The organism is Xanthomonas sp. PPL134 (assembly GCF_040595915.1).
Classification (GTDB): Bacteria; Pseudomonadota; Gammaproteobacteria; order Xanthomonadales; family Xanthomonadaceae; genus Xanthomonas_A; species Xanthomonas_A indica.
This window is the reverse complement of sequence record NZ_JAMDLL010000003.1, coordinates 69,453-93,116: the sequence shown is the minus strand read 5'-3', so window position 1 is coordinate 93,116 and position 23,664 is coordinate 69,453. Positions and strand designations below refer to the sequence as shown.

Sequence of the window (23,664 nt, the reverse complement as noted above, 5' to 3'; positions counted from 1 at the left end):
CCCGCAGCATTCGCGCCGCCGTCGCGGCGGGCAAGTCCCTCGCAGCACAGCTGCACAACAAAAAGGAGCGCCGAGGCGCTCCTTTTTGTTTGCATGCGTTCGCGATGGCGTGTGCAGCGTGCCAACGGCGGCGGCTGCAGCGGTCGCTGCCGCACAAGGCCGCGTCGCCCGCCACGGCGGACGACGCGCGGCGGCTTACTTCGCCACCACCTTGACCATCTCCAGACACTTGTTGGAATAGCCCCACTCGTTGTCGTACCAGGACACCAGCTTGACGAAGGTGCCGTCCAGGGCGATGCCGGCATCGGCATCGAAGATCGAGGTACGTGCATCGCCGCGGAAATCGGTGGCCACCACCTTGTCCTCGGTGTAGCCGAGGATGCCCTTCAGCGCGCCTTCGCTCTGCGCCTTCACTTCGGCGCAGATCTCGGCGTAGGTGGCCGGCTTTTCCAGTTCCACGGTCAGGTCGACCACCGACACGTCCGAGGTCGGCACGCGGAAGCTCATGCCGGTGAGCTTCTTGTTCAACTCCGGAATCACCACGCCAACCGCCTTGGCCGCGCCGGTGCTGGACGGAATGATGTTCTCCAGGATGCCGCGGCCGCCGCGCCAGTCCTTGTTGCTCGGGCCGTCCACGGTCTTCTGGGTGGCGGTGGCCGCGTGCACGGTGGTCATCAGGCCGCGCTTGATACCCCACTTGTCGTTGATCACCTTGGCCAGCGGCGCCAGGCAGTTGGTGGTGCAGCTGGCGTTGGAGACGATGGCCTGGCCGGCATAGGTGCTGTCGTTGACGCCGTAGACGAACATCGGCGTGTCGTCCTTCGACGGCGCCGACAGGATCACCTTCTTGGCGCCGGCGTCCAGATGCTTCTGCGCGGTGTCCTTGGTCAGGAACAGGCCGGTGGACTCGATCACCACGTCCACACCGACCTCGCCCCACTTCAGCGCCGCCGGATCGCGCTCCTGGGTCAGGCGGATCTTCTTGCCGTTGACCAGCAGGTGGCCGCCGTCGACCGCCACCTCGCCCTCGAAGCGGCCGTGCACGGAGTCGTACTGCAGCAGGTAGGCCAGATAATCCGGCTCCAGCAGGTCGTTGATGGCGACGATCTCGATGTCGCTGCCGAAATTCTGCACCGCCGAGCGCAACACGTTGCGCCCGATGCGACCGAAACCGTTGATGCCGACCTTGATTGCCATTTCAGTAGCTCCTGCGGCCGCGCCTGGCGCGGCGGATGGAAGGGGAACCGCATTCTAGCAGGCCGGCCGCGCCACGCCGGACACACCGGTTTGATCAGGATCAAGGCGGCACGGGGCCGCGCGCCGGACACTGCGCCCACACCCAACCGAGACTCCACCATGCGCACCACCTCCCCCCTCCTGCTCACCGGCCTGGCCGCCGCCCTGACCCTGTGCGCCCTGCCGGCGCTGGCGCAGTCGCAAGGCGACTGGACCCTCGGCATCGGCGCCCACCAGGTCAACCCGAAGTCCGACAACGGCACGCTGGCCGGCGGCACCCTGCCGCTGCGCATCGACAGCAACATCCGCCCGACGGTGACCTTCGAGTACTTCGTGCACCAGAACCTGGGCGTGGAAGTGCTGGCCGCGCTGCCGTTCGAGCACGACATCAGCGTCAAGGGCGTGGGCAAGGTCGGCAGCACCAAGCACCTGCCGCCGGTGGTGTCGCTGCAGTACCACTTCAACAGCGCCGGCAAGGTCTCGCCGTTCGTCGGCGCCGGCCTCAACTACACCACCTTCTTCAGCGAGAAGACCACCGGCGCGCTGGCCGGCAGCAAGCTGAAGCTGGACGACTCCTGGGGCCTGGCCGCGCACGCCGGCGTGGACATCGCGCTCACGGAGAAATCGGCGCTGCGCGTGGACCTGCGCTGGATCGACATCGACAGCAAGGTCAAGGTCAACGGCAGCGACCTGGGCACCGCGCACATCGATCCGCTGGCGTACGGCCTGGCCTACGTGATGAAGTTCTGAAGCGTGCGCCGCCGCGACATGCGGCGGCGGCAGGACGGGCGCCGTTCGCCGCAGCGGCGCCATCCTGGGCACGGACGCGCCGCATCGACGCTGCCGATCGCAGCGCGTCGGCGCCGCTTCTCTGGCAGACTACGCGCCACACGGATGTGGATCGGCGCCCACCGGGCCAACATGGGTTCGCATCCGCCACTCGTCGTCCACCGGGGTCTTCCATGCCGCCACGCCTGTTCCGTCGCCTTGCCGTCGCCGCCCTCGCCAGCATCGCCCTGCCCGCCGCAGCGCAATCGGCCGGCCACTTCACCACCAGCTACGGCCTGCACGGCATGGTGCCGGGCGGCTCCAACGGCACGCTGCGCGGCAGCGACCAGCGCTTCGACGCCGATACCGCACCGGCCGTGTCGTTCACCTACGAATACTTCTTCCGCGGCAACCTCGGCGTGGAGATCCAGGGCCTGGTCGGCCAGCAGAAGATCGGCGTGGACCGCGGCGGCGACATCGGCAGCGCCTGGATGCTGTCGCCCACCATCTCGCTGCAGTACCACTTCAACGGCAACGGCGACATCTCCCCGTTCGTCGGCGCCGGCCTCAACTACACCGCCTTCCTCGGCAGCGACGGCAAAGGCGCGTTCTCGTCCAACGACGTCAAGTTCAAGGACAGCGTCGGCCCGGCACTGCATGCCGGCGTGGACTTCGCCGTCGGCGAACGCAGCGCGATCCGCGTAGACGCGCGCTGGACCGGCATGCGCAGCGACGTGGAGGTGGAGGGCACCAAGCTCGGCAAGGCCAAGCTCGATCCGGTCACCTACGGCGTCGCCTACCTGATGTACTTCTGAGCCAGCGCGCCAGGCCGCGTCCACCGGCATGGCCTGGCGCGTTCGGTCAACGGCAATGCGGCACGGCCCATCACGCTGAGCGGCAGCGCAACGCGGCCGCCGCGCGTCATGGTCGCGTCGCCCTCGCGGGCTAGAATCCGCGCATGAAAACCTCTTCCCTCGTTTGCACCGCGCTCGCCGCGACCCTTGCCGCCGCACCGTCCGCCGCCTTCGCCTGGGGCCCGCTGGGCCACCGCCTGGTCGCCGATCTCGCCGCCACCCAGCTCACCCCGCAAGCCCGCGCGCAGGTCCAGACCCTGCTGCAGGGCGAACCCGACCCGACCCTGGCCGGCGTCGCCAACTGGGCCGACCAGCTCCGCGAACACGATCCCGACCTGGGCAAGCGCAGCGCGCGCTGGCACTACGTCAATCTGGCCGAAAACGATTGCCACTACGAGCAGACCCGCGACTGCCCGGACGGCAACTGCGCGGTCGAGGCGCTGCGCCGCCAGGCCGCCATCCTTGCCGACCGCAGCCAGCCGCAGGCTGCGCGCGCGCAGGCGCTGAAGTTCGTCGTGCATTTCGCCGGCGACGTGCAGCAGCCGCTGCATGCCGGCTACGCCCGCGACAAGGGCGCCAACACCGTGCAGATCCAGTTCGAGGGCAAGGGCACCAACCTGCATTCGCTGTGGGACAGCGGCCTGCTGCGCAGCCGCGGGCTGGACGAGCAGGCCTACCTGGCCGAGCTGGAAAAGCAGCCGTTGCCGGCGCCATCGCCGGCCGGCAGCGCGCTGCCGCCGCCGGCGGCCGCCTGGGCCGAAGCCTCCTGCAGGATCATGATGCGCCCTGGCTTCTATCCGCCTGGCGCGAAGCTGCCGGCCGATTACGTGACGACCTGGCGGCCGGTGGCCGAAGCGCAGTTGCGCCAGGCCGGCGCCGACCTCGCAGCAACCTTGAACGCAGCGCTGGGCAAGTAAGCGCGGTCCACCGTGCAGGAGCGGCTTCAGCCGCTCCTGCAAGAGCACTTACGCCACACCCAACTGCGCCCGCGCCCAGCGCACGATCTCGGCCGTGCCGATGGCGCCGCTGTGCCGGGCGAGTTCGCGGCCCTGGCGCAGCAGGAGCAGGGTCGGAATGCTGCGAATGCCGAAGCGCCCGGCCAGCGCCGGCTGCGCGTCGCTGTCCAGCTTGCCCAGTCGCAGCCGCGGCTCCAGCTGCGCGGCGGCGGCCGCGAAGTGCGGCGCCATGGTCCGGCACGGACCGCACCACGGCGCCCACACGTCCACCAGCAGTGGCACATCGCTGCGTTCGGCATGCACGGCGAAGCTGTCGGCGGTCAGCGTCACCGGCGTGGCCTCGAACAAGGCACGATGGCAGCGCCCGCACTGCGGCGCATCCGCCAGCTTCGCCTCCGGCACGCGGTTGAGCGCGGCGCAATGCGGGCAGGCGACATGCAGCGGCTCGCTCATGCCCCGGCCTCGATGCTCTTGTCGCCGAGCAGCACCGTGCCCTGCGCATCCTTGACCGTGACCTGCACGTCGATACCCTGGCGCACGCTCTGGGTGACCACGCAGAACTGCTCGAACTGGGCCAGGATCCGCTCCAGTTGCGCGTAGTCCTGGTTGGCGCCGGGCAACTGCAGTTCCACCGACGCCTGCGGGATGCGCCAGAATCCTTCCGGATTACGCATCGGCGTGGCCGTGATGTGCGCGACCACGCCGGCCGGATCGTTCTTGTACTTGCGCATCGCGAACAACAGGCTGGCGGCCAGGCAGTTGGCGATGCCGGCGAGTAGGATGCGCGTCGGGTTCGGACCGCGCTCCTGGCCCAGCGGCGCGGTTTCATCGCTCAGCCACGGCTCCAGCGCGGTTTCGTCGAAGCGGATGCGGAACGCGAAGTCCGTGTCCTGCTCCAGGGTGACGCGGATCGGATCGCCGATGGGCATGGCGGAGGCTCCAGGTGCGAAGAAGGGATCTGCGACTCTACGCCGGCGCCGGCAACGGCATGTGGACGTTCTGTCGCGCTCATGCCGATGCGTCGCGTCGCGCCAGTGGGTAGTACAGCAACGGGATGACCAGCAGGGTCAGTGCGGTGCTGACCAGGATGCCGAACAGCAGCGCCACCGCCAGACCGTTGAAGATCGGATCGTCGAGGATGAACAGCGCGCCCAGCATCGCGGCCAGGCCGGTCAGCGCGATCGGCGGCGCGCGCACCGCGCAGGCCTCGATCACCGCCTGCTCGGCACTGCGCCCCTGCGCCAGCGCATGGCGGACGAAGTCCACCAGCAGGATCGAATTGCGCACGATGATGCCGGCCAGGGCGATCATGCCGATCATGCTGGTGGCGGTGAACTGCGCGCCGAGCAAGGCATGGCCCGGCATCACCCCGATCACGGTCAGCGGAATCGGTGCCATGATCACCAGCGGCAGCAGATAGCTGCGGAACTGCGCCACCACCAGCAGGTAGATCAGCAACAGGCCCACCGCGTAGGCGATGCCCATGTCGCGGAAGGTCTCGTAGGTGATCTGCCATTCGCCGTCCCATTTCACTGCGAAGTCGCCGGTATCGGCCGGCGGCGCGATGAAGTGCTGCTGCAGCGCCTGGCCATCGAGCGCGTGCCGGCGCAGCTGCCCGACCAAGTCGAACATGCCGTACAGCGGGCTGTCCAGGCGCCCGGCTTCGTCGCCGGTCACGTACACCACCGGCCGCAGGTCCTTGTGCGCGATGCTGTCGTCCCAGGGCAGGCGCTGCACGGTCACCAGCGCCGACAGCGGGACCAGTTGGCCATCGCCGCCGCGCACATGCAGCGCCAGCACGCGTGCGCTGGCGGCCTGCGCGGCGGCCGGCAGGCGCAACCGCACCGGCTGTGCCACCTTGGACGTGCCATCGTGCAGCCAGGTGACGTCCAGCCCCTGCACCGCCGTGGTCAGGGCATCCGCAATGGCCGCCTGGCTCACGCCCAGGCGGGCGGCGCGCACCCGGTCGACCACCAGCGTTTCGCGGGTGGCGGCACTCTCCACGCTGGTGTCGACATCGACCACGTTCGGTGTACGCAGGAAGCGCTGCTCCAGCAGCAACGCCAGGTGCTGGCTGCGCGCATAGTCCGGCCCATAGACCTCGGCCACCAAGGGCGCCAGCACCGGCGGCCCCGGCGGCACTTCCACAACCTTCAGCGAGGCGCCATACCGGCGCGCGATCGCCGCCAGCGGAGGGCGCAGCGCGCGGGCGATGGCATGGCTATGACGCGTGCGCTGGTGTTTGTCGACCAGGTTCACCTGCAGGTCGCCGACGTTGTTGCCGCTGCGCAGGAAGTACTGCCGCACCAGGCCATTGAAGTTGACCGGCGCCGAGGTGCCGGCATAGCCCTGGTAGTCGTGCACCTCGGGCGTGCGGTCGAGCACCCCGGCCAGTTCCACCAACAGCGCGTCGGTGTCCTGCAGGGTGCTGCCTTCGGGCAGGTCGACCACGATCTGCAGTTCGGACTTGTCGTCGAACGGCAGCATCTTCAGCACCACCCATTGCAGCCCGACCAGGCCGACCGCGGCCAGCAGCAGCGCCGCGATGCCGGCGAACAGCCAACCACGGCGGCGTGCGCCGCGGACCGGATCCAGGAACGGGCGCAGCAATCGCGCGAACAGCCGCTGCAGGCGCGGCGGCGCATCGCCACCGGCATGTGCCTGCGCAGGCTGCGCCGGCACATGCCGCTTCAACAGCGTCAGCGCCAGCCAGGGCGTCACCACCAGTGCGATCGCCAGCGACAGCAGCATGCCGACCGAGGCATTGATCGGGATCGGTCGCATGTACGGTCCCATCAGGCCGCTGACGAAGGCCATCGGCATCAGCGCCGCGATCACGGTGAAGGTGGCGAGGATGGTCGGGCCACCGACCTCGTCCACCGCCGCCGGAATCGCCTCGCGCAAGGTCTTGCCGCCGGCGCGCAGATGGCGGTGGATGTTCTCCACCAACACGATGGCGTCGTCGACCAGGATGCCGATCGAGAAGATCAGCGCGAACAGCGACACGCGGTTGAGGGTGAACCCCATCGCCCACGAGGCGAACAGGGTGAGCGCCAGGGTCAGCACCACCGCGCTGCCGACCACCATGGCCTCGCGCCAACCCAGCGCGAACAGCACCAGCAGCACCACCGAGGCAGTGGCGAACACCAGCTTGTGGATCAGCTTGTCGGCCTTGGCCGCCGCGCTGGCGCCGTAGTCGCGGGTGATCTCCGCATGCACGCCCTGTGGCAGCAACTCCCCACGCAGTGCCTGCAGGCGCGCGCCCACCGCGCGGGTGAGCGCCGCGGCGTCGCTGCCCGGCTTCTTGGCAATGGCCAGGGTCACCGCCGGCGCACGCCCCTGCGCCGGGCCGCCGCGCGTGGGTGGCGTGCCGTACCACACGTAGGCCGTGGGCAGGTCGGCGCCGGCCTGCACCTGGGCCACGTCGCGCAACCGCAGTGGCTGGCCGTCGTGCATGCCGATCACCAGTTCGCGCACGGTGTCGGCGTCGGCCAGGAACCGGCCGGCACTGAGCGGCACCGCGCGGCCGTCGCCGATCCGGTCGCCGAGCGGGCGTACCACGTTCGCGCCCTGCAGCGCCTGGCCGAGGTCGGCCACGGTGAGGTCGTAGGCGGCCAGCCGCGCCGGATCCAAAGTCACCGTCAGCACCCGTGGCGGCGCACCGATGCTGTAGATGTCGCGCGTGCCGGGAATGCGCTTGAGTTCGGTTTCCAGCGTGCGCGCGATCGCGCCCAGATCGGCGGCGCTGCGCTGCGGATCGTCGCTCCACAGGGTCACGCTCATCACCGGCACGTCGTCGATGCCCTTGGGCTTGACCAGCGGCGCGCTGGCACCCATCTGCGTCGGCAGCACGTCCAGATTGGAATACACCTGGTTGTACAGGCGCACCAGTGCGACCTGCCGCGGCACCCCGACCTGGAATTCGACGGTCAGCACCGCCTGACCCGGGCGGCTCACCGAGTACACGTGCTTGATGCCTTCGATCTCGTCGAGCTTCTGTTCCAGTGGCGTGCTCAGCAATTGCTCGACCTCGCGCGCATCGGCACCGGGCAAGGCGACGAACACATTGGCCATGGTCACATCGATCTGCGGCTCTTCCTCGCGGGGGGTGACCGCCACCGCCGCCAGGCCGAGCAGCAGACCGAGCAGGGCCAGCAACGGCGTCAGCGGGTTGGCCTGAAAGAAAGCCGCCAGGCGGCCGGACAGTCCCATCTCAGTGCTCCGCCAGCGCGCGCCGCTGCGCGACCAGGGCCTGTCCGGCGGCGACCGGGTCGCGCGCCACGCGTTCGCCTGCGCGCAGCCCGGCCAGCACTTCCACCCGCTGCGCATCGCGCCGCCCGATCCGCAGCTGACGCAGCACCAAGCGCCCATCGGCCAGGACATAGGCGGCGCTGAGTTCGCCCCGCTGCAGCAACGCCGAACGCGGGATGCTCAACGGTGTCGCCTCCGCGGCATCGCCGGCCGCCAGCGGAAAGTCGACCTTGGCCGTGGTGCCCGGCGCCGGGGCCGGCTGCAGCGCCGGCAGCGGCACCCGCACCGTCACGCTGTGGCTGCGCGGATCGGCCGTGGGAAACACCGTGACCTGGGGAACCTGCAGGGTACGGCCATCGTCCAACAGCACCCGCGCGCGCGGCGCGGCGCGGACGCCAGCGGCGTCGGACTGCGGCACCTGCACCTCGATACGCTGCGAACCGGGCACGTACAGCGACAGCAACGCCTGTCCAGCCGCCACCGCCTCGCCCGGCTGCACCTGGCGGGCGCTGATCACCCCGGCAAACGGCGCACGCACCACCGTGTACGCGGCCGGCTGTTGCGCCTGCGCCAGTTGCGCCTCCGCCGCGGCGCGCGCCGCGCGTGCCGCATCGCGGGTGGCGCGCGCCTGATCCAGTTGCGCGCGCGACACGTACTGCGCGTCGGCCAGGGCGGCATAGCGGCGGTAGCTGGCCTCGGCCTCGCCGGCGCCGGCCATGGCAGCGCGCAACTGTGCCCGGGCGCTGTCGACCCCGGCCCGCTGTTCCACTGCGCTCATTGCAGCAGCACCTGGCCGGCGACGACGCGGTCGCCCACGTCCACCGCCACACGGCGGACGCGGCCGTCGGTTTGCGCGCTCAGATCGGCATGTTCCACCGCGGCGACCACGCCGTCCCAGGAGCGGGAGGCCAGCGCCGCAGACGCCACCGGAGCCGTCGCCAGCGCCGGCAACGGCGGCGGCGCAACCGCGGCGGCGTCATGGCGGCAGCCGGCGAGCGCCAGCATGGCCAGCGACACGAGCACGCCAGCCACGGTGACACGGCCGTTCGCGCCTGATGGCGTGGCCGCGGCCGCACCCGGCCGGCGCAGCCGCTCGGCGCTCCCGGCGCTCCAGATTGGCCAACGACGCACATGCATGATCGAACTCCACAAGGAACGGCACGGTTGCGCCCGCGGCGGGCAAGCCACGCGGCGGCAGCGGTCGCGACCACGAGGCTGGCCGCGAGATAAATTAGAATTTTCTTATATTAGAGTCAACTGATATGATGGGCACACTTTCCCGCCGAGCACCCCCAATGCCCGCCTCCTCCGCCCAAGCCCTGGTCGATCGCGCACGCGCGCAGATCCACGAAACCCCCATCCACCCCGATTTCGCTGCCACACCATTACCCGGCGAATGGATCATCGACGTGCGCGAACCCGGCGAGTTCGCCATGGGCCACCTGCCCAACGCCATCAACATCCCGCGCGGCATCCTCGAATTCCGCCTCGACGCCGATCCGGCGCTGGCCCGGCGCGATCAGCCGATCCTGCTGTACTGCGCCAGCGGCGGCCGCTCCACGCTGGCGGCGCTGAGCCTGCAGCACCTGGGCTACACCGCGGTGCGCTCGCTGACCGGCGGCTTCCTGGGCTGGACCGCAGCCGGTGGCCCGGTCGATTTCTGAGCCGATGACGCGCCGCGCCGCGCCCGCCCTGGATCCTGCCGCAATGCGTGCGCACGCCAGCGAGGCCGCACGCCTGCTGAAGGCGCTCGGCAACGAGAAGCGCCTGTTGCTGCTGTGCCTGCTGGTGGACCACGAGCAATCGGTCGGCGAACTCAACGCACGCGTGGAGCTGAGCCAGTCGGCGCTGTCGCAACATCTGGCGCTGCTGCGCGAGGATGGGCTGGTGCAGACCCGCCGCGACGGCCAGACCATCTATTATTCGCTGGTGCCCGGCCCGGTGCAGCGCATCCTCGAGGTGCTGCACGGCATCTACTGCAGCGCCGCGCCGCCCGCCGCCAGCAGGAGCGATCGATGAACCAGCATCCGCACGTCCACGCCTTCCACCACGCCGGTTCCGGCACCTGGAGCTATGTGGTGGAGGACGGCCACGACGCCGCGGTGATCGATCCGGTGGTGGGCTTCGATCCGCAGACCGGCGCGCTGGACGCGGCGCCGGCGCAGGCGTTGGCCGCGTGCCTGGACGAACGCGGGCTGCACCTGCGCTGGATCCTGGAGACCCACGCCCACGCCGACCATGTCTCCGCCGCGCAATGGTTCAAGCAGCGCTGGCCACAGGCGACGCTGGCGATCGGCGACGGCATCCGCCAGGTCCGCGCCCGCTTCGCGCCACAGTTCGGCCTGGACGCGGATGCGCAGGCGCGCTGCGGCTTCGACCACCTGTTCGCCGATGGCGAGCGTTTCACGATCGGAGGGTTGCAGGCGCAGGTGATCGCCGTGCCCGGCCACACCGGCGACAGCGTCGCCTACCTGATCGGCGATGCCCTGTTCCCGGGCGATTCGCTGTTCATGCCCGACAGCGGCACCGCGCGCTGCGATTTCCCCGGCGGCGATGCGGCCACGCTGTACCGCTCGATCCAGCGGCTGTACGCGCTGCCGGACGCCACCCGCGTGTTCGTGTGCCACGACTACGGCGCAGGCGGCCGCGCGGTCGCCTGCCAGACCAGCATCGGCGAACAGCGCCGCGCCAACATCCACGTGCGCGACGGCATCGACGAAGCGGCCTTCGTGGCCTTGCGCCAGGCACGCGATGCGACGCTGGCCGAGCCGCGGCTGATGCAGCCGTCGGTGCGCGCCAACATCCAGGCCGGGCGCACCGACGATCTGGTGCCGCCGGCGGCGTGAGCAGGCAGCGCGCCGCGGGCGCGCTAGGATGCGGGTCTGCGCCAGCGCTGCGCGACTGCGGTCGCGCGCGCCGCCGCATCGCCTGCCCCGCCCCCCGCTGGAGTGACCCATGACCCGACCGTTGCGCCGCCTGTTGTGCCTGTGCACGCTGCTCGTCGCCAGCGCGATCGCGCCGGTTTCGGCGCAGACGCCGCTGACCGTGTTCGCCGCCGCCAGCCTCAAGGAATCGCTGGACGAGGCCGCCAGCGCCTACCAGCGCGCCCGCGGCACGCCCGTGCAGGTGTCCTACGCCGCCAGCTCGACGCTGGCGCGGCAGGTGGAACAGGGCGCGCCGGCGGACGTGTTCGTGTCCGCCGACCAGGAATGGATGGACTACCTGCAGCAGCGCAAGCTGATCGACCCGGCGCAGCGCCATGACCTGCTCGGCAACACCCTGGTGCTGGTGGCGCCAGCCGCCAGCACCGCCCAGGTCGATCTGCGCAAGCCCGGCGCACTGCTCGCCGCACTCGGCGCACAGGGACGCCTGGCGGTCGGCCAGACCGCCAGCGTGCCGGCCGGCAAATACGCGCGCGCCGCACTGCAGGCGCTCGGCCAGTGGGCCAGCGTGCAGCCGCGCCTGGCCGAAAGCGAGAGCGTGCGCAGCGCGCTGATGCTGGTGGCGCGCGGCGAGGCGCCGCTGGGCATCGTCTACGGCTCCGACGCCCAAGCCGAGCCGAAGGTGCGGGTGGTGGCGACCTTCCCCGCCGACAGCCACGCGCCGATCGTGTATCCGGTGGCGCCGCTGCGCGCGAGCGCACAGGCGAAGAGCGCCGCCGATTTCGTGCGCTGGCTGGGCACGCCACCGGCACAGGCGATCTTCCGTCGCCACGGTTTCTCGCTCGCCCGCTGAGGCCTGGCATTGTTCGACTTCACCGCGCAGGAACTGACCGCGATCGTGCTGAGCGTTAAGGTGGCGCTGGTCGCGGCGCTGGCCAGCCTGCCCTTTGCGGTGGCCTGCGGCTGGCTGCTCGCGCGCCGCCGCTTTTTCGGCAAGGCCTTGCTGGACGCGTTGCTGCACCTGCCGCTGGTGATGCCGCCGATCGTCACCGGCTACGCGCTGTTGCAACTGTTCGGTCTGCAGGGCCCGATCGGCGGATGGCTGTTCGAGCACCTCGGCGTGCAGTTCGCGTTCCGTTGGACCGGCGCGGCGCTGGCCAGCGCGGTGATGGGCTTCCCGCTGATGGTGCGGGCGATCCGCCTGGCCCTGGAAGCCACCGACCGGCGTCTGGAAGCGGCCGCCGCCACCCTCGGCGCCGGCCCGTGGCGGGTGTTCTTCACCATCACCCTGCCGCTGGCATGGCCGGGCGTGGTGGCTGGCGGCGTGCTCGGCTTCGCCAAGGCGCTGGGCGAGTTCGGCGCCACCATCACCTTCGTCTCCAACATCCCGGGACAGACGCAGACCCTGGCTTCGGCGATCTACAGCCTGCTGCAGGTGCCCGGGGCCGAGGCCGGCATCTGGCGGTTGGCGGCGGTGGCGCTGGCGATCTCACTGGGCGCCCTGCTGGCCTCCGAGTGGCTGGTGCGGCGCCAGCGCGGCGCGGAGGCGGACGCATGAGCCGCACGTGCGCCCGGAGCCGGCGCCGATGCTGAGCATCGACCTGCACCTGCAGCGCGGGCGTTTCGCCCGCCACGTACGGATCGAGGAACAGGCGCGCGTGGTCGCCCTGGTCGGTCCGTCCGGCGCCGGCAAGACCAGCCTGCTCAACGCCATCGCCGGCGTGCTGCCGCCGCGCAGTGGGCGCATCGCCATCGATGGTCGGGTGCTGTACGACAGCGCCACCGGCATCGACCTGCCGGCGCACCGCCGCGGTATCGGCTACGTGTTCCAGGATGCGCGGCTGTTCCCGCACATGGACGTGCGCCGCAACCTCGGCTACGGCCGCCATGGCCGCGGCCAGCCGGCGCGCTTCGCATTGGACGCGGTGGTCGAGCTGCTGGGCATCGGCGCCCTGCTGGGTCGGCACCCCGACACGCTCTCCGGCGGCGAAGCGCAGCGCGTGGCGATCGGCCGGGCGCTGTTGTCGCAGCCCGCGCTGCTGCTGTTCGACGAACCGCTGTCGGCGCTGGACGCGGACCGCCGCAGCGACCTGATCCCCTACCTGCAGCGGGTACGCGACGAAGTGCGCCTGCCCATGCTCTACGTCAGCCACCAGGCCGAGGAAGTGGCGCGCATCGCCGACGCGGTGCATCGGCTGGATTGACGCCGACACCGCGTTCACCGCCGCTGGCGAGACTGGGGTCCCACGTTCCCGGTCCGCCGCATGCGCCGCTACCGCAAGCTCGACTTCCCCACGCAGGACGTCCGCCGCTTCCTCGAGCCGGGCCCGGTGGTGCTGGTCAGTTCGGCCTGGAAGCAGCAGCGCGACGTCATGACCCTGGGCTGGCACATGGTGCTGGAGTTCTCGCCATCGCTGCTGGCTTGCTGCATCTCCAGCGCCAACCACAGCTTCGCGCTGATCCGGCGCAGCAAGCAATGCGTGATCAACCTGCCCACCGCCGACCTGGTCGACACCGTGGTCGGCATCGGCAATACCAGCGGTGCTGACCTGGACAAGTTCGCGCACTTCGGCCTCACCGCGGTGCCCGCCACGCACGTGGCGGCGCCGCTGATCGCCGAGTGCTACGCCAGCTTCGAGTGCCGCCTGCACGACGGCAGCCAGATCGGCAAGCACGGCCTGTTCGTGTGGGAGGTGGTCAAGGCGCACGTCGCCGCCTCGCCCAAGCGGCCGCGCACCCTGCACTACCGGGGCGACGGCCGCTTCATGCTGTCCGGCCCGGAGATCTCGCGGCGGCGCCTGTTCAAGCCGGAGATGCTGTAGGCCGAGACGGAGGGCGACGGATGCCGGATGCGCCGGTCGCCACGCTCAGCGTGCGCCGCTCACGCGCCCCGACTGCACGCTGGCCTTGCCCTGCCGGACCTCGAAAGTGAACGCATAGGCCAGCGTCACCGGCACCTCCTGCACCGACTGTGCATCGTCGCAACGCCCTTCATGGGCCGGCCGCTGCGCCGGATCGGCGTAGGTGCAGATCGCCGCCGGTACGAAGCGCCACTGCACGACCGCGGCCTGCACTGCCTGCAGCAGATCGGCCATCTCCGGCTGCGCACCCGCGCTGCAGTCCGGGCGATCGTTCAACAGGGCGCTGCGCTCCACCGTGCCTTGCGCGGAGAGGATCACCCGCACGCAGACCGTGGTCGGGGCGAGCGTGCGGCGTGGCGACTCGGCCGGCAACTGCGGCGTCGGCGCCTGCAGCGGTTGCGGCATGCGGAACACTTCCTGCGGCTGCATCCGATACGACTGCACCGCCGCCGCCCCCGGCGCCGCGCCGAACCCGGTTTCCAGCATGCGCTGATCCACCGAGTCGATGCGCTTGGTCGGTTGTGGCGCCTCTTTCGGCACGTGGCTGGCGCAGCCGGAAAGGACCAGCGCCAGCAGCATGCCCGCCCGCCAGTGCGGACTCATTGCACGGTCCGCGCCATGCCGCACAGCGGCGCGGCGCCGCCCTTGCCGGAGAGCACCTTGTCGCACAGGCTCGCCGAGGTATCGCCGGCCTCCTCGCCCAGGCGAAACCAGCGGTAGTTCGCGGCATCGGCGACGCCAGCCGGCGCATCCTCGGGGTACATTTCCACATCGAACGCGACCGGAATCTTCAAGCGGCTGGCCACAGCGCGTCCGTGCGCAATCGCGGGCGAGAAGCGCCACTTCCAGGCGGCGGTGACCGCGGCGGCATCCAGCGCAGCGCTCCCGCTGCCATGGTCCAGCACGCGCACGCCGCTCGGCGTCCCGTGCACATCCACGTCGACCAACAGGACCAGCTTGCCGGAGACGCCCGCACGCACCGCTTCATCCGGGTATTTCGGGGGCGGCATGTCGATCACCTTGGCAGGCCGCGCTCCGGTCCGCGCGGCGCCCACCGACACCTGCTGCGCCGGTCGTGCCGACGTGCCATCCACCTCACTCCCGACCAGATCGCGTGCCACGCCCGTGGCACCTGTTCCAATTGGCAACGCCAGTGCCATCGCACTCCCGCTCAACGCGGCCAGCGTCACCGCCGCGATCCCCAAATGACGCCGCCAACCATGCACCGCCGGACGCCGCAGCAGGGCAATGCGCTGACACAACACGCTGCCCGCCTGCCAGTGGCAGCCGACCGGCAGGGCCAGCGCATCCAGCTGCGTCTGCAGCATCGCCTCGGCATAGTGCCGGCGCGCACCCGGATGGCGTGCCAGCACCGCCGCATCGCAGGCCAGTTCCTGATCCAGGCGGAAGCGCGTGGCGGCCCAGTGCAGCAGCGGATTGAACCAGTACACGCAGCGCAGCACCGCGAGCAGCAGATTGCTGCGGGTGTCGCCGCGGGCGATGTGCAGGCGTTCGTGCGCCAGCACCAGTTGCGCCTGCGGCGGCGGGTAGCGCGCGGCGAAGTCCATCGGCACCACCACCTGCGGCCGCCACGCGCCCAGCACCAGCGGCCCATGCAGCGCATGCTCGGCGACCAGTACGCCGCCCTCGCCCGCCCGCAAGCGGCCGAGGCTGCGCCGGTAGCGGCGCTGCTGCCGCCACAGCACGGCCGCCGAGGCCACGGCGCCCGCGAGCCACACCGCCAGCCACCAGACCGCGGCGTGGCCACTCGCCGGCAAGCCGCCGCTGCCTGCGGACAGTTGCGCCTGTGGTGCGCCGACCAGCACTGACGGCATGTCCAGCACCAACCCCGCCGGTAACGCTGGACGCCAGCCGCTCGGCAACAGTGCCGCCAGCAGCGCCAACGGCACCGCCATCCACACGGCATAGGCGATGCTCGCGCCGAAGGCGCGCCGCATCGGCACGCGCAACACCAGCACCGCCGCGATGGCCACGCTGACGACCAGCGCGGTGCTTCCGAGGTTCCTCACGATCCCGTCAATGCTCATCGTCCAGCTCCTGGATCAGTCGTTTGAGTTCGGCGATATCGGCGTCGCTGAGCTTGCCGCGTTCGCTGAAGTGCGCCACCAGCGGCGCGATGCGGCCGCCGAACAGGCGGTCGAGCAGGCCTTCGCTCTGTTGCTGCACCCACTGCGCGCGCTGCAGCAGGGGCGTGTACAGATAGCGGCGGCCTTGTTTGTCGGCGCGGATCGCGCCCTTGTTGAGCAAGCGGTTGAGCAGGGTCTTGACCGTGGGTTCGGCCCAGCCGCCATGGCCGGACAAGGCAGCGAACACCTCCTCGGCACTGAGCGGGTGCCGCTCCCACAGCACCTCCATGACCACCGCTTCCGCATCGCTGATCGACATTACGTTTACACCCGTAAATTTTTATCGATTACACGCGTAGACGAACTCGCTGTCAAGCGCTTTTCCCGGCTCCTGCATCGCCACCTCGACACGGACCGAACGGCGGTACCGCGCCGCGACTGCCGTGGCATCCGGACGCTTCCGCGACGACGGATCGCTCGACCGTGACCAACACCGAGCCGTCGCTGGTGCTCGACACATCCCGCCGGCCCCTGCGCCGACACAACGGCGCCACCTCCGAACGCACTGCAATCGGCCGCACACGCTCTAAGCTATGCCGATGACCGATCATCTCGACGACCTCGACGCTGCTGCCGACCTGATCCTGCAGCGCATCGCCGGCCCGCTGCGCGTGGGCGCGCCGCTGGGCCTGGGCAAACCGCACCGCCTGCTCAACGCGCTGTACGACCGCATCGAGCACGATCCAACGCGGCCGCTGCAGATCTACACCGCGCTGTCGCTGCATCCGCCGGCGCCCGGCGGCGGCTTGCAGGGCCGGTTCGCGCGCCCGTTCGTGCAGCGCCATTTCGGCGAGGACTTCCCGCGCCTGCGCTATGTGCAGGCGATGCAGCGCGATGCGCTGCCGGCGCACATCCAGGTCGAAGAGTTCTACATGCAATCCGGCGCGCTGCTGCGCTCGACCCAGGCGCAGCGCAGCTACACCAGCCTCAACTACACCCATGCCGCCGACGCGGTGGCGCAGCGCGCGCCGAACCTGATCGTGCAGAAAGTGGCACGCGAACCCGACGGCACCCGGCTGTCGTTCTCGTGCAACAACGACATCACCCAGGACACCCTGGCGGCGGTGCAGCGGCGCGGCCTGCCGCGGCCGCTGCTGGTGGCCGAAGTCGATCCCCAGTTGCCGTGGATCGGCGGGGCTGCGGCGGTGGAACCGGGCTTCTTCGACGTGGTGGTGACCCCGCCCGGGCCGTATCCGCGCCTGTTCGGGCTGCCGCGGCAGCCGGTCGCCGATGCCGATTACGCCATCGGCCTGTACGCCAGCACCCTGGTGCGCGACGGCGGCACCCTGCAGATCGGCATCGGCACCCTGGCCGATGCGCTGTGCCACGCGCTGGTACTGCGGCACACCGACAACGCGCGCTACCGGCAGGTGCTGGCGGCGCTGGATCCGGAGCTGGAGCGGCATCCGGCGGTGCGCGAATGTGGCGGCCTGGAGCCGTTTGCGGTCGGCCTGTTCGGCTGCAGCGAGATGCTCAACGAAGGCTTCCGGCAACTGGTCCAGTGCGGGGTGATCCGGCGCAAGGTGCTCGACGACGCGCCGCTGCTGCAGCGCGTGGCCGACGGCAGCGCCGATGCGCAGGACCTGCAGCGTCTGGAGCGCGACGGCGAATACCTGCAAGGCGCGTTCTACCTGGGGTCGCCGGAGTTCTACGCCTGGTTGCGCGAGATGGATCCGCAGGCGCGCAAGGCGATCGGCATGCACCGCATCAGCGAGATCAACCAGCTCTACGGCGGCGAGGCGCTGCGCCGGCTGCAGCGGCGCGAGGCGCGTTTCTTCAACTCCTGCATGATGGCCACCGCGCTCGGCGCGGCGGTGTCCGATGCGCTGGACGACGGTCGCGTGGTGTCCGGCGTCGGCGGCCAGTACAACTTCGTGGCCATGGCGCACGCGCTGGACGACGCGCGCAGCGTGCTGATGTTCCGCGCCGTGCGCAGCGACGGCGGCGCGGCGCAGTCCAACGTGCGCTGGAACTACGGCCACACCACCATCCCGCGGCACCTGCGCGATCTCTACGTCAACGAGTACGGCATTGCCGACCTGCGCGGCCTGACCGACGAGGATTGCATCGCGGCGATGACCGGGATCGCCGACGTGCAGGCGCAACCCGCACTGCTGGAAACGGCGAAGACCAACGGCAAGCTGGCCGCCGGCTTCATTGCGCCGGCGCACTGGCAGCGCAACCACGCCGCGCGGGTGCGCGACGCACTGGCGCCGTTCCGCCGCGACGGCAGCCTGCCCGACTATCCGCTGGGCAGCGATTTTACCGAGGTCGAGCAGCGCCTGTTGCGCGCGCTGGCCTGGCTGCAGCGACACACCGCCAGTACGGGCGCCAAGCTGAAGACGATCGCCACGGCTTTGCTGGCGCGTCCCACCGGCGACGCCGCCTGCATGCAGCGCATGGGACTGGACGCACCACGCAGCGTCGGCGAGCGCCTGGAGGCGACGTTGCTGGCGTTCGCCCTGCAGCGCACGCGCACACCACCGTGACACGCCACCGCGCCTGACACTGCAACGCGCTGGCGCACCGATCGCAGGCGCGATGCGATAAGTGACCGCGCGTCGCACGCGAATGCGATGTGCCGCACGAATGTCGCACATCGGCGGCGATGACACGATTCGGCAACATGCCGGCAGGAAGGGCGTCAACTGCGCTCGGGATGCTGTCGGGATATCGTTACCAAGCGTGGCCGCGATGCACTCCCAACGCCCTGTCCCGATGCCGTCGTCGTTCTCTCGCCGCACCGCGCTGCGCGTGCTGTTGGCGGTACTGGTGCTGTTGCCGTCCGCCCTGCTCGCCGAACCCAAGCTCAACGACCTGCAGTACCTCGGCAGCCACAACAGCTACCACGCCGGCTTCGCGCCCAGCGAAGCGGCGCTGTGGAAACGCCTGGACCCGGCGACGTTCGCCGTGCTGGACTACCGGCACCCGCCGTTGACGCAGCAACTGGACGACGGCGTGCGCCAGATCGAACTGGACATCTACGCCGACGCCAAGGGCGGACGCTATGCGCATCCGGCGATGATCGAGCAACTCGCCAAGGCCGGGCTGCCGCCGGCCCCGCCGATCGCCGCGCCGGGGGTGATGCAGCAACCGGGCTTCAAGGTCATGCACATCCAGGACCTCGACCAACGCAGCACCTGCCAGCCGCTGCTGGCCTGCCTGCGCGAGGTGCGGGCGTGGTCGCAACGGCATCCCGGACATCTGCCACTCTTCATCCTGCTGGAAACCAAGCAATCGACCGTGCCGGCGGCCTTCCCCACGGTGCAGCCGGAACCGTTCGACGGCAAGGCGCTGGATGCACTGGACGCCGAACTGCGCACGGTGTTCGCCGCCAACGAATACATCAGCCCCGACCAGGTGCGTGGCAGCGCGGCCACGCTCAACGCCGCCGTGCTCGCGCATGGCTGGCCGGCGCTCTCGGCGGCGCGCGGCAAGGTGGTGTTCCTGCTCGACCAGCGTGCCGTCGGCCCGGCCTACCTGGCCGGCCATCCGTCCTTGCGCGGCCGCGTGTGTTTCACCAATGCCGATCCCGGCACCGACGATGCCGCCTTCGTCGAGCGCAACGACGGCAGCGCCGACGCGATCGCAACGTTGGTGAAGGCCGGCTACCTGGTGCGCACCCGCACCGATGCCGACCTCAAGGAAGCCCTGCGCAACGACACCGCGCGGCGCGACGCCATGCTCGCCAGCGGCGCGCAACTGCTCAGCACCGACTTTCCCGATCACGAGCCGGCCGCCTCCGGCTACGTAGTGCGCTTTCCCGGCGACACCGTCGCCCGCTGCAATCCGCAACGCCCGCAAGCCGACTGCCCCGACGTGGACCTGCGCCACTAATCGCCAGTGGCCGCGCTGCGTCGCGGCCACGCCCTGCACACACGCAATGGAAGGCCTTGGCGATCCGCGCGCCGGCATCGGCGTGTCCGGACTTCGGATCGCAACCGCTGTTTCCCCCAACGAGTCGTGCCCATGCCCGTGTTCCATCGCCCCCGTCCCTTGTGCTGTGCCATCGCCCTTGCGCTGGCGCTCTCGCCAGCCGCCCACGCCAGCGATGCCAACGACCCCGCTGACGCCAGTGCGCGCACCACCACCCTGGACTCGGTCAACGTGCAGGCGGCGCAGGCCAGCGCGCCGGGTTCGCTGGACGAACAGCGCCTGTCCAGCGGCGTCAACAGCGTGATGAGCAAGCAGCAGATCGACGCGATCCCCTCCGCCGGCATCGCCGACGTGGTCGCGCACCTGCCCGGCCTGTCGGCCTACAGCGACATGCATCTGGGCCAGGCCACCACCGGCGAGAACGCCTACGTCAGCATCCGCGGCCTGGATGCCAGCTACAACAGCTACAGCCTCAACGGCTTCGGCATGCCCGAGACCGATTCGTCCACGCGTGCGATCTCGCTGAACATGCTGGCGCCGTTCGGCATCCAGTCGGTCAAGGTCTCCAAGTCGCCGACCCCGGACCTGCCGGGCGACGCGATCGGCGGCGCGATCGACATGCGCACGCCCAGCGCGTTCGATTTCGACGGCGACTTCTACGGCAAGACCACCGCGCAAGGCCAGTTCAACGCGCTCGCCTCCGACCTCGGCGGCAAGCACACCGGCGGCACGGTGCAACAGGAGCTGGCCTGGAAGTTCGGCGACGACCACGCGTTCGGCATCTACGCCTCGGCCTACTACGGCAAGAACAACAACATGGCGCAGGCGCCAGCGCCCAACAGCGCGTACTTCCCGGCGGACCCGGCGCAGGCCAAGGCGGTGGACCTGCGCGACGTCGGCCCGCTGCTCAGCGCCCGCTACAAGTACAGCGTCTACACCAGCCAGAGCGAGCGCTACGGCGGCAATCTCGCCTTCGACTGGCAGGGCGACCACACCTCCCTCTTCGCCCGCGCCATCTACGGCAGCTACAACGTCACCGGCCAGCAGGACCAGTCCAGCGCACGCCTGGAAACCGTCAACAACCAGCCGACCGCGGTGCGTGGCGGCTACTTCAACACCCACGACATCAAGGAAACCCTGGCCACGCTGCAACTGGGCGGGCAGACCACGCTGGACCGCCTGCGCTTCGACTACGGCGGCTCGTTCGGACGCGGTACGCGCGCCCGACCGGACTATGTCGCGGCCAGCCTGTACGGCTTCACCCCGGGCAGCTTCGCGTTCGACCTCAGCGACCCCACCTATCCGGGCATCGGCCCGAGCTCGCCGGCCCTGAAGAACTTCTTCTACAGCCTGGATTCGGCGCTGTTCTGGAAGACCCAGGGCCACGACGCCGGCAGCCATGACAACCGCGCCAGCGCGCATGCCGACATCAGCTACCGCGTAGACGGCGACCTGCTCGACGAGGTCAAGACCGGCCTGTCGCTGGACCATGCCGACCGCGGCTCCTACGATCACCCGTTCTTCCACAAGGACGGCAACTTCATCTACAACGGCCCCTACTTCGGCGGCAGCAACTACGTGTTCCCCAACGCCGGCGGCCCGCCGCTGAGCGCGCTGCCCGGCCGTCTCACCTACGCCGCCTTCGATGGCCACTATGCTGGCCCGTTCAAGATCCTCGACCGCGACTGGGTGCGTGCGCAGGCTGTGCCGTACAAGTACGTCAACGATCCCAATGGGGCCGGCGTCTATACCGCCAACGACTACAACGCCAACACCACCTCCAGCACCGAGGCGATCTACGCCGGCTACGCGATGGCCACGCTGCATGTCGGCGCTGTGACGATGCTGCCCGGGGTGCGCTACGAACTGACCCGCTACTCGGCCGACGCCTGGCAATCCAACGGCGACGGCATCAACGGCCGCTTCGTCGGCAGCGGCCGCAGCTATGGCGAGGTGCTGCCCGACATCAGCCTCAACTACCGCCCGGACGAGCTGACCGTCTACCGCGCCTCGCTGCGGCGCAGCTTCAGCCGCCCGGCGTTCGGCCTTATCTCCGGCGAGACCGTGTACACCGTCGACCCCACCCAGAAGGTCATTGGCATTTCCAAACCCAATCCCGACCTGCAGCCGAGCAAGGCCGACAACGCCGACCTGTCCGCGGAGTTCTACGACCGCAACGGCGGCGTGCTCAGCGCCTCGACCTACTACAAGCGCATCACCGGCTTCATCTACACCTCGCAGTCGGCGACCAGCAACGACAACACGCTCGGCGGCCTGGTCCCGACCGGCACCACCTTCGAGGACGGCGTGCCGGTGACCATGCCGCAGAACGGCGGCACCGCCACGCTGTACGGCGTGGAGCTGGCCGGCAGCAAGCGCCTGCAGGACCTGCCCGGGTTCTGGGGCAATCTCGGCATCGCCGCCAACCTGACCCTGCAGCACAGCTCCGCCGACAGCAAGCGCGCCGACCAACCTGAAAAGACCTGGCTGCCGCGTGCGCCCGAGCGCATCTACAACCTGGACCTGTTCTACGACGACAGCCGCCTGCGCGCCGACCTGACCTACAACTACACCGGCCTGCAACTGCTCGGCCTGACCAGCGACCGGCTCAACTACTACCTGCAGCCGGTCAAGTCGCTGGACTTCACCGCCACCTACCACCTGCCGCACGGCATCGATGTCGGGATCGCCGCCAAGAACCTGCTGAACGCGGCCACGTTCTACGAAACCCAGGGCAAGTCCACGCGCTACATGGCCTACGACCCCGGTGCCGATGGCGCCTACGTGGAAACCGGGCGCGTGTACATGCTCACGCTGAGCTACACCTACTGACGCCGCGCCTGCCTCCGGCGTGCCGCGCCGGAGGCCTTGCGGCGCATCGGGCGGCCTGGACGCGCCCCGAGGGCGCGGTCGGCCCTGCGGCCGCGCCAGCGAGCGCCCCGCATCCCCGGGCGCCTGCGCCGCCAGCCCCACCTGGACGCCGCCAGGACCGCGTGGTGCCTGCCACGCAACGGTTTCCGTTCCCCCGCGGCCAAGTGCCGGCGGGGGATGTCATTCGCGTGTAAAATTGCGGGTTTTTGACCCCTCACATGGCGAAAGCCCCTTCACGGGCGCCCGTCCCGGGCCCGGCCTTCATTCGCCTGCTGGCGCGCCTGAGCGATGCGCCGATGCCCGCGTCCAGCCCCGCGCTGGCCGATCGGCTCGGCCAATGGATCGACTGGAACCGCGCGGTGGCGGTGTCGCGGGCGCTGGACGGCAAACTGCCCGAGCCCGCCGAAGACGCGCCCGAAGCGCCGGAACCGTCGGCGCTGGAGGCCGAATGCCTGCGCGTGCGCGCCGCGCTGGAAGAAGGCATCGCCCTGGACATCGCCAAGGAGACCGGCAAGCCCGTGGGCAAGCGCCAGCACGCCCCCGACGCGCCGATCGAGTACGCGCCGTTCCGCCAGCGCTACCTGGCGCTGCAACGCGCGATGCTCACCGCGACCGGGCGCCTGCGTGGCCTGCTGCGCGATGCCCTGATCCCGCTCTCGCCGGACATGGCGCGGCTGGCCGAGGTCGATGCGGTCATGGAACTGACCCTCAGCCCGCGCGAGCAGACCTTGCTGGCGACGGTGCCCAACCTGCTGGAGGCGCATTTCCAGCGCCTGCGCGCGACGGCGGCGGCACCCACTCCCGATCCAACGCCCACCGACCCTCTCCCGGCGCCGTCCGACGTGGCCTGGCTGGACCTGTTCCGCCGGGACCTGCACAGCGTCCTGCGCGCCGAACTGGACGTCCGCTTCCATCCCATCGAAGCGCTGCTCGCCGCGCTTCGCAGCCGTTGATTTGACCCT

23 protein-coding genes are annotated in these 23,664 nt (G+C 70.2%); 14 read left to right on the top strand and 9 right to left on the bottom strand.

All coding sequences use genetic code 11. The annotated features are described in order from the left end of the window. Positions 1 to 195 precede the first annotated feature (195 nt). Positions 196 to 1,197, bottom strand: a complete 1,002-nt coding sequence (gene gap / locus M3U25_RS08360) for a type I glyceraldehyde-3-phosphate dehydrogenase (RefSeq protein ID WP_355498484.1) — start codon at positions 1,195 to 1,197, stop codon at positions 196 to 198. Positions 1,198 to 1,356: 159 nt separating this feature from the next. Here gap and M3U25_RS08355 point away from each other — a divergent pair, with 159 nt between their 5' ends. The 3 genes from M3U25_RS08355 to M3U25_RS08345 all read left to right on the top strand — a co-directional run bounded on the left by M3U25_RS08355 (position 1,357) and on the right by M3U25_RS08345 (position 3,775). After that, the gene (locus tag M3U25_RS08355) at positions 1,357 to 1,986 is read left to right on the top strand and encodes an OmpW family outer membrane protein (protein WP_355498487.1); all 630 of its coding nucleotides are present in this window, start codon (positions 1,357 to 1,359) and stop codon (positions 1,984 to 1,986) included. 212 nt (positions 1,987 to 2,198) lie between these two features. Then, on the top strand, positions 2,199 to 2,819 hold the full coding sequence (locus tag M3U25_RS08350; RefSeq protein ID WP_242160607.1) for an OmpW family outer membrane protein: 621 nt from the start codon (positions 2,199 to 2,201) through the stop codon (positions 2,817 to 2,819). A gap of 143 nt (positions 2,820 to 2,962) precedes the next feature. Further along, entirely contained in the window at positions 2,963 to 3,775 is an 813-nt protein-coding gene (locus M3U25_RS08345; protein WP_355498491.1) for a S1/P1 nuclease, read from the top strand. 48 nt (positions 3,776 to 3,823) lie between these two features. On the opposite strand, the gene trxC is transcribed toward M3U25_RS08345, so the two are convergent. From trxC to M3U25_RS08320, 5 genes are all read right to left on the bottom strand, one after another. Next, positions 3,824 to 4,267: a thioredoxin TrxC gene (gene trxC, locus M3U25_RS08340; protein WP_355498494.1), complete on the bottom strand. Its 444-nt coding sequence runs from the start codon at positions 4,265 to 4,267 to the stop codon at positions 3,824 to 3,826. Continuing rightward, a complete protein-coding gene (locus M3U25_RS08335) occupies positions 4,264 to 4,743 on the bottom strand; it encodes an OsmC family protein (RefSeq protein WP_019801935.1) in 480 nt (159 codons plus the stop codon). Before M3U25_RS08335 ends, trxC begins: the two co-directional genes overlap by 4 nt. 79 nt (positions 4,744 to 4,822) lie before the next feature. Further along, positions 4,823 to 8,026 (bottom strand): efflux RND transporter permease subunit, encoded by a 3,204-nt coding sequence (locus M3U25_RS08330; RefSeq protein WP_355498497.1) that lies wholly within the window; start codon positions 8,024 to 8,026, stop codon positions 4,823 to 4,825. Between the two features lies 1 nt (position 8,027). Beyond that, positions 8,028 to 8,843 (bottom strand): efflux RND transporter periplasmic adaptor subunit, encoded by an 816-nt coding sequence (locus M3U25_RS08325; RefSeq protein WP_355498500.1) that lies wholly within the window; start codon positions 8,841 to 8,843, stop codon positions 8,028 to 8,030. After that, on the bottom strand, positions 8,840 to 9,202 hold the full coding sequence (locus M3U25_RS08320) for a hypothetical protein (RefSeq protein WP_355498503.1): 363 nt from the start codon (positions 9,200 to 9,202) through the stop codon (positions 8,840 to 8,842). The genes M3U25_RS08325 and M3U25_RS08320 overlap by 4 nt, the downstream gene beginning before the upstream one ends. Before the next feature lie 158 nt (positions 9,203 to 9,360). Here M3U25_RS08320 and M3U25_RS08315 point away from each other — a divergent pair, with 158 nt between their 5' ends. The 7 genes from M3U25_RS08315 to M3U25_RS08285 all read left to right on the top strand — a co-directional run bounded on the left by M3U25_RS08315 (position 9,361) and on the right by M3U25_RS08285 (position 13,769). Next, complete coding sequence (locus tag M3U25_RS08315) at positions 9,361 to 9,729, top strand: rhodanese-like domain-containing protein (protein ID WP_242160601.1); 369 nt, start codon at positions 9,361 to 9,363, stop codon at positions 9,727 to 9,729. Between the two features lie 4 nt (positions 9,730 to 9,733). Beyond that, positions 9,734 to 10,084: a metalloregulator ArsR/SmtB family transcription factor gene (locus M3U25_RS08310; protein WP_242160600.1), complete on the top strand. Its 351-nt coding sequence runs from the start codon at positions 9,734 to 9,736 to the stop codon at positions 10,082 to 10,084. Further along, positions 10,081 to 10,911 (top strand): MBL fold metallo-hydrolase, encoded by an 831-nt coding sequence (locus M3U25_RS08305; RefSeq protein WP_355498508.1) that lies wholly within the window; start codon positions 10,081 to 10,083, stop codon positions 10,909 to 10,911. Before M3U25_RS08310 ends, M3U25_RS08305 begins: the two co-directional genes overlap by 4 nt. Before the next feature lie 109 nt (positions 10,912 to 11,020). After that, the gene (gene modA / locus M3U25_RS08300) at positions 11,021 to 11,800 is read left to right on the top strand and encodes a molybdate ABC transporter substrate-binding protein (protein ID WP_355498511.1); all 780 of its coding nucleotides are present in this window, start codon (positions 11,021 to 11,023) and stop codon (positions 11,798 to 11,800) included. 9 nt (positions 11,801 to 11,809) lie between these two features. Beyond that, entirely contained in the window at positions 11,810 to 12,505 is a 696-nt protein-coding gene (gene modB / locus M3U25_RS08295) for a molybdate ABC transporter permease subunit (protein WP_160947519.1), read from the top strand. Positions 12,506 to 12,533: 28 nt separating this feature from the next. Then, positions 12,534 to 13,151 (top strand): ATP-binding cassette domain-containing protein, encoded by a 618-nt coding sequence (locus tag M3U25_RS08290; protein WP_355498515.1) that lies wholly within the window; start codon positions 12,534 to 12,536, stop codon positions 13,149 to 13,151. A 60-nt stretch (positions 13,152 to 13,211) separates the two neighbouring features. After that, entirely contained in the window at positions 13,212 to 13,769 is a 558-nt protein-coding gene (locus tag M3U25_RS08285) for a flavin reductase family protein (protein WP_242160596.1), read from the top strand. Between the two features lie 45 nt (positions 13,770 to 13,814). On the opposite strand, the gene M3U25_RS08280 is transcribed toward M3U25_RS08285, so the two are convergent. Genes M3U25_RS08280 through M3U25_RS08270 form a run of 3 tightly spaced genes read right to left on the bottom strand, consistent with a single transcriptional unit; the run spans position 13,815 to position 16,214 of the window. Next, a complete protein-coding gene (locus tag M3U25_RS08280; protein WP_355498519.1) occupies positions 13,815 to 14,411 on the bottom strand; it encodes a hypothetical protein in 597 nt (198 codons plus the stop codon). Beyond that, the gene (locus M3U25_RS08275) at positions 14,408 to 15,856 is read right to left on the bottom strand and encodes a TonB family protein (RefSeq protein WP_355498522.1); all 1,449 of its coding nucleotides are present in this window, start codon (positions 15,854 to 15,856) and stop codon (positions 14,408 to 14,410) included. Before M3U25_RS08275 ends, M3U25_RS08280 begins: the two co-directional genes overlap by 4 nt. After that, positions 15,846 to 16,214, bottom strand: a complete 369-nt coding sequence (locus M3U25_RS08270) for a BlaI/MecI/CopY family transcriptional regulator (protein ID WP_010340889.1) — start codon at positions 16,212 to 16,214, stop codon at positions 15,846 to 15,848. The genes M3U25_RS08275 and M3U25_RS08270 overlap by 11 nt, the downstream gene beginning before the upstream one ends. Positions 16,215 to 16,488: 274 nt before the next feature. Between M3U25_RS08270 and M3U25_RS08265 the strand changes: the two genes are divergently transcribed. From M3U25_RS08265 to M3U25_RS08250, 4 genes are all read left to right on the top strand, one after another. Further along, positions 16,489 to 18,444 carry an acetyl-CoA hydrolase/transferase C-terminal domain-containing protein gene (locus M3U25_RS08265; protein WP_355498526.1) on the top strand — a complete coding sequence of 652 codons (1,956 nt, stop codon included), beginning with the start codon at positions 16,489 to 16,491 and terminating at the stop codon, positions 18,442 to 18,444. 229 nt (positions 18,445 to 18,673) lie between these two features. Next, positions 18,674 to 19,792, top strand: coding sequence for a phosphatidylinositol-specific phospholipase C1-like protein (locus M3U25_RS08260; protein ID WP_355498529.1), 1,119 nt, complete (start codon positions 18,674 to 18,676; stop codon positions 19,790 to 19,792). 132 nt (positions 19,793 to 19,924) lie between these two features. After that, complete coding sequence (locus M3U25_RS08255) at positions 19,925 to 22,663, top strand: TonB-dependent receptor (RefSeq protein WP_355498532.1); 2,739 nt, start codon at positions 19,925 to 19,927, stop codon at positions 22,661 to 22,663. 257 nt (positions 22,664 to 22,920) lie between these two features. Beyond that, positions 22,921 to 23,655 (top strand): DUF3348 domain-containing protein, encoded by a 735-nt coding sequence (locus M3U25_RS08250; RefSeq protein WP_355498535.1) that lies wholly within the window; start codon positions 22,921 to 22,923, stop codon positions 23,653 to 23,655. The last annotated feature ends 9 nt before the right edge of the window (positions 23,656 to 23,664 follow it).